Genomic DNA, 901 nt, shown 5'->3' with positions numbered 1-901 from the left:
TGACCTTGGTTCCCGTTGGTGGTGATGGGGGTTTGGGTGTTGGTGAGGTGCGGGTGGGTTTGCGGGCTGGTGGGGTGAATTTCCGTGATGTGTTGAATGTGTTGGGGATGTATCCGGGGGATGCGGGTCGGTTGGGGCTTGAGGGTGCGGGGGTGGTGTTGGAGGTCGGTGCTGGGGTGGGTGACCTGGTGCCGGGTGATGTGGTGATGGGGTTGTTCTCGGGTGGGTTCGGTCCGGTGGTGGTGACGGATCGGCGGTTGGTGGTGCGGGTGCCGTCGGGGTGGTCGTTGGCTGAGGCGGCGGCGGCTCCGGTGGTGTTTTTGACGGCGTATTACGCGTTGGTGGAGTTGGCGGATCTGCGGGCGGGTGAGTCGGTGTTGATTCATGCGGCTGCGGGTGGGGTGGGGATCGCGGCTGTTCAGTTGGCCCGCCATCTGGGTGCGGAGGTGTTCGGGACGGCGAGTCCGGCGAAGTGGCCGGTGTTGCGTGGGCTTGGTTTGGGTGAGGGGCATGTGGCGTCGTCGCGGACTTTGGAGTTCGAGGCGGCGTTTCGTGCGGTGAGCGGTGGGGTGGATGTCGTTCTGGATTCGCTGGCGGGGGAGTTCGTGGATGCTTCTCTGCGGTTGGCGGCGGGTCCGGGGGGTCGGTTCGTGGAGATGGGTAAGGCTGATGTCCGGGATCCGGAGTGGGTGGCTGGTGAGTTTGGGGGGTTGTCGTATCGGGCGTTCGATCTTTTGGAGCTGGGTCCGGATGAGATCGCTCGGATGTTGGCTGCGTTGTCGGAGTTGTTCGCTGCGGGGGTTTTGAGGCCGTTGCCGGTGGCTTGCTGGGATGTGCGCCGGGCTCCGGAGGCGTTCCGGTACCTGAGTCAGGCCCGCAACGTCGGCAAGGTCGTCCTGAC

At 65.0% G+C, this 901-nt stretch carries 1 protein-coding gene; it reads left to right on the top strand.

Annotated elements, in window-relative coordinates; genetic code table 11:
- Positions 1–32: 32 nt before the first annotated feature.
- On the top strand, positions 33–901 hold an 869-nt coding region (locus tag ACTMTF_RS49390), incomplete at its 3' end, for a zinc-binding dehydrogenase (RefSeq protein ID WP_441117035.1).

It is taken from the genome of Nonomuraea sp. ZG12, from assembly GCF_052068115.1.
In the GTDB taxonomy this organism is placed as follows: domain Bacteria; phylum Actinomycetota; class Actinomycetes; order Streptosporangiales; family Streptosporangiaceae; genus Nonomuraea.
Note: the sequence above shows the minus strand (reverse complement) of the source record. Positions and strands in the feature narration are given on the sequence as shown.